The organism is Mesorhizobium sp. M7A.F.Ca.ET.027.02.1.1, from assembly GCF_004022985.1.
Taxonomy (GTDB): Bacteria; Pseudomonadota; Alphaproteobacteria; order Rhizobiales; family Rhizobiaceae; genus Mesorhizobium.
Genome location: NZ_RZOL01000470.1, coordinates 1 through 4,415 on the forward strand (window position 1 = coordinate 1; position 4,415 = coordinate 4,415).

Sequence of the window (4,415 nt, forward strand, 5' to 3'; positions counted from 1 at the left end):
CTTCTATCTTTCCTGCAGGTGCCGCCGACATGGCAGATCGGCGCCCAGGGCGTCATCCTGTTTCTCGTGCTGGCCGGGCGCGTGCTTTTGTCGGAGCGGACGCGATGACCCGGAGATTGAGCCTCGCGCCGTGGACCTACGGCTTCATCGTGGCGCTCGCAATGTGGCTGGCCACGACAGCCTACTCGGGCATCGGCAGTGCCGGCGCCACGCTGTCGGGCGCGCTCGCCTTCGGTGCCTTCAGCGTTGTGGTGGGAACCGGGCAGATGTTCGTGGTCGCCTCCGGGCCGGGCAATATCGACCTGTCCGTGCCATCCGTGCTGACGCTGGCCGCCTATGTGTCGATGACGGTCATGCAAGGGTCCGACGGCATGCTGCTGCCCGGCCTGCTTGCAGCACTTGCCGTTGGCGCTGTCGCTGGTGCCGCGAACTTCCTTGCCATCGTCGCGCTCAGGCTGCCGCCGATCATCGCCACGCTCGCCTGGAGCTTCGTCTTCCAGTCGCTTGCCTTCAATCTCGGCGGCCAGGCGACGCTGAAGCCGCCGGCAGGCCTTTCCCGGTTCACCTCGATGAACCTTGGCGGCGTGCAATTCATGCCGATCGCGGTGATGCTGCTGACGCTGGTCGCCATGATCGCTCTCAAACGCACGGTCTGGGGCCGGCAAGTGCTGGCCACCGGCCAGAGCGAACCGGCGGCGCGGCTCGCCGGCATCAACGTCGCCCGGGTGCGGTTGATTGCCTATATGCTGTGCGGCACGGCGGCGGCGCTCGCCGGCTTCCTGCTTGCCGGCTTCAGCGGCGGGGCAGCACTCAACATGGGTGACGCATATCTGATGGAATCGATCGCCGTGGTGGTGCTCGGCGGCACCAGCGTCGCTGGTGGGCAGGCCAACGCGGTCGGCATATGGGGGGCTGCGTTGTTCTTCAACCTGATGTCCACGATGCTCAACACCTTTGGCATCCAGGCAGGCGTGCGCTTCCTTTTGACTGGCGTGCTGATCATCCTGATCGTCGCTCTCGTGCCGAGGCCTCGCGTCAGATGACATCCGCCACTGACACGCTCGCCAAGCTGTTCGAAACAGAGGCGGTTTCCTTCGTCGATCTGACGCATCCGATGAAGCCCGGCATGCCGGTGTGGCCGACGCACCCGCATTATTGCCAGGAGATGGTGGAATCCTATGACCGCGGCGACGTCGCCTGTAACCATGCGTTGGCCATGAGCGAGCACACCGGCACGCATTTCGATGCGCCGGTCCATTTCATCCGCGGCGGTGCTGCCATCTCCGGCATCCCGGTCGAGCGTTTCTTCGGCCGCATGGTGACGATCGATGCGCGTGGCTGTCGGCCCCGGCAGGCGGTCGAGCCGGATGCTGTCTTCGCTTTCGAGGCCGAACAGGGCCGCGTACGGCAGGGCGACGCCGTGTTCTTTCATTTCGGCTGGGACCGGTTCTGGGACGATCCGGCCACGTTTCTCGCCGACTGGCCCGGCCTGTCGCGGCAGGCAAGCGAATTGCTGGTCGAGCGCGGTGCGCGCATCGTCGGCTCGGACTGCCTGTCGATCGATTGTTTCGGCAGCGAGGATTTCCCGGCGCACAATACGTTGCTTTCAGCCGGCATCCTGATCGGCGAGAATTTCGCACGGCTTGGTGACTTGCCGCCTTGGTGCTTCCTGATCAGCTTGCCGCTGGCGATCGAAGGCGGTACCGGATCACCGCTGCGCGCCGTCGCGCTGGTCGAGGGCTAATTCCGGCTTACGAGAAGTCCAGCTGAACCTTGAGCGTTCGCTCCGGTTCCTTCTCGATCAAGTCGAAGGCTGCGCGTGCATCGGCCGCCGCGAACACCTGCGTGATCATGCCTTGCGGATCGAGCCGCTTGTCGGCCAGCCATTCGACGACGCGCGGCAACAGCCGGCGGTTCAGGCGCGAGCCGACGATGGTCAGTTCCTTGCGCACCACTTCCTGCTGGCTGAGGTTGGATGGGGCGTCCGAAAAGCCGAGCAGGCCGATGCGGCCCGCCGGGCTGGCCAGCCGGCAAGCCTCGTCGAGAAGTGCGGGAATGCCGGCGCCGTCAATGACCAGCGTCGGGCCAAGACCGTCATTTTCACCGCGCACCGCGGCCGGCACGGGATCGCGCACGGAGTGGATCACCCTGTCGGCACCGAAGCTGAGCGCTCGCTCCAGGCGGGCTTCGTCGATATCGGCAACGATGCACCGTGCGCCCTTGAGCTTGGCGACCTGCAGGACAGTGACGCCGACCGTGCCGGCGCCATAGATCAGCGCTGTGTCCTCGGGTCCGCAACCGGTACGATCGAGCACATTGGCGGCGATGGAAAACGGCTCGGCCAGTGCCGCCAGCCCAAACGGCATATCCCTTGGAACCGGTATGACATTTGCCGCCGGCACCGCGACGAAGGCGCGAAAACCGCCGTCGCGGTGAACGCCCATCACTTCGAGGTTGGCGCAGACATTGGAGCGGCCGACCCGGCAGGGATAGCAGTGGCCGCACGACACCACGGGATCGACCACCACACGGTCTCCCGTCGCAATGCCGGTCACATTGCGTCCGAGCGCTGTTACGGTGCCGGCGAATTCATGGCCGATGATACGTGGATAGACGGCGAACGGATTGGAGCCATGCAGGATGTGAATGTCGGAGCCGCAGATGCCGGCACGGCTGACATGAACGACGACTTCGCCTGCTCCGGGCTGGGGTATCGTGCCCTGCCGGACTTCCAGCGACTGCGGCGCGCGAACGAGAACTTCAAGCATGGCCTCACCACTTGTATACTAGTCGACAAGTGGCTCAATCTCGCTGCTTCGTCAAGCGCTCATGGCGGCTGTTAGACAGCCTCTTACCCGACACGTTGCGACACGAAATCGGAACTGGCGTTCACTGAAACGCAAATGCCCTGGCGTCCGCAGTTTGGACGCTCAATGCGCTGTCTTGCCGGTCTCCTCTCGAAGGGGGGGCAGTCAAAATTTGTTGACTTCCATCAAGGAGGAAATGACTACCGCTTGCCTATCCGTCGGACCATAAGACAGGCTGTGCGATCGGGGCCTCGGCCGGCTTGCCGCACGGAAGGCGACCTTGCCTTTGAACGCGGACGCGCCATCTGGAATGGGGCAGCCGCCTGCATGACGGAATGGCAACAGCATTGGAACAGCCTCAATTTGCCACCGAGCGCGACCCGAGGCTGAGACTGATTATTCCAATCATCGTCGCCATCGCCTTTCTGATGGAGCAGCTCGATTCCACCATCATCACCACCGCGATCCCCGCCATCGCGCGCAGCCTCGACACGACGCCGGTCAGGCTGAACCTGGCGATCACCACCTACATCCTGACGCTGGCCGTATTCATTCCCGTCAGCGGCTGGTTCGCCGACAGGTTCGGCGCACGAAAAGTGTTTGCGCTGGCACTTTTCACCTTCACCCTCGGCTCGGCGCTGTGCGGCATGGCCAACAGTTTCGGCATGCTTTTGGCGATGCGCGCCCTGCAGGGGCTGGGCGGCGCCATGATGACGCCGGTCGGGCGGCTGATCCTGCTGCGCAGCTTTCCGCGCAGCGGGTTGATCACCGCCATGACCTACATGACCTTGCCCGCCATCATGGGGCCTGTGATCGGGCCGCTGCTCGGCGGCCTGTTGACCACCTATGCATCGTGGCGCTGGATATTCTATGTCAACGTGCCTTTCGGTTGTCTCGGCATTCTGGCGGCGCTGCGCTTCGTCGACGATTTCCGCGAGGAAGCGATGCAACGCTTCGACTTCGCCGGGTTCCTGATGGTCGGATGCGGAGTCGCGCTGCTGCAGTTCGGACTGGAAAGCATCGGTAGGCCGATCATCTCCGTTTCGGCGACAGCGTTGGTGTTGGCCGCGGCGATCCTGCTGCTGCTCGCCTTCGGGCGCTATGCGCGCCGCGTCGTTGCACCGGCAGTCGATCTGACACTGTTTCGATTTCGCTCGTTCTGGGTCGGTACGCTCGCAGGCGGCCTGTGCCGCGTTGGCCTCAATGGCGTGCCTTTCCTGTTGCCGCTGATGCTGCAGGTCGGCTTTGGCATGAGCCCGGTCACCTCGGGCTCGCTGACATTCGTCGGCAGCTTCGGCGCCTTGCTCATTCGGCCGCTGCTGTCGCCGCTGTTGCGGCGCTTTGGCTTCAATGTCGTGCTCATCGGCAGCGCGGTGGTCGGCTCCGCCGCTGTCGGGGGCTTCGCCTTGATCGAAGCCGATACGCCGCACTGGATGATCGGCCTTTACGTCTTTGTCTTCGGGGTCATCCGGTCGGCGCAGTTCATGACCTCCAACACGCTGTCCTATGCCGACCTGCCGGACGACAAGCTCAGCCGCGCCACCAGTCTCGGCGGCGTCCTGCAGCAACTCAGCGTTTCCCTGGGCGTTTCGATCGCCGCCATGGTGC

Annotated in this window: 4 protein-coding genes; 3 read left to right on the top strand and 1 reads right to left on the bottom strand. The window is 64.1% G+C overall.

Annotated elements, in window-relative coordinates; all coding sequences use genetic code 11:
- Positions 1–104 precede the first annotated feature (104 nt).
- Both EN749_RS31440 and EN749_RS31445 read left to right on the top strand, forming a co-directional pair.
- Positions 105–1,043 carry an ABC transporter permease gene (locus EN749_RS31440; RefSeq protein ID WP_128364612.1) on the top strand — a complete coding sequence of 313 codons (939 nt, stop codon included), beginning with the start codon at positions 105–107 and terminating at the stop codon, positions 1,041–1,043.
- Positions 1,040–1,744, top strand: coding sequence for a cyclase family protein (locus EN749_RS31445; protein WP_189367818.1), 705 nt, complete (start codon positions 1,040–1,042; stop codon positions 1,742–1,744). Before EN749_RS31440 ends, EN749_RS31445 begins: the two co-directional genes overlap by 4 nt.
- A gap of 7 nt (positions 1,745–1,751) precedes the next feature.
- Here EN749_RS31445 and EN749_RS31450 read toward each other — a convergent pair whose 3' ends face one another.
- Entirely contained in the window at positions 1,752–2,768 is a 1,017-nt protein-coding gene (locus tag EN749_RS31450; protein ID WP_128364614.1) for a Zn-dependent oxidoreductase, read from the bottom strand.
- Positions 2,769–3,142: 374 nt separating this feature from the next.
- Between EN749_RS31450 and EN749_RS31455 the strand changes: the two genes are divergently transcribed.
- On the top strand, positions 3,143–4,415 hold a 1,273-nt coding region (locus tag EN749_RS31455), incomplete at its 3' end, for a DHA2 family efflux MFS transporter permease subunit (protein ID WP_128364615.1).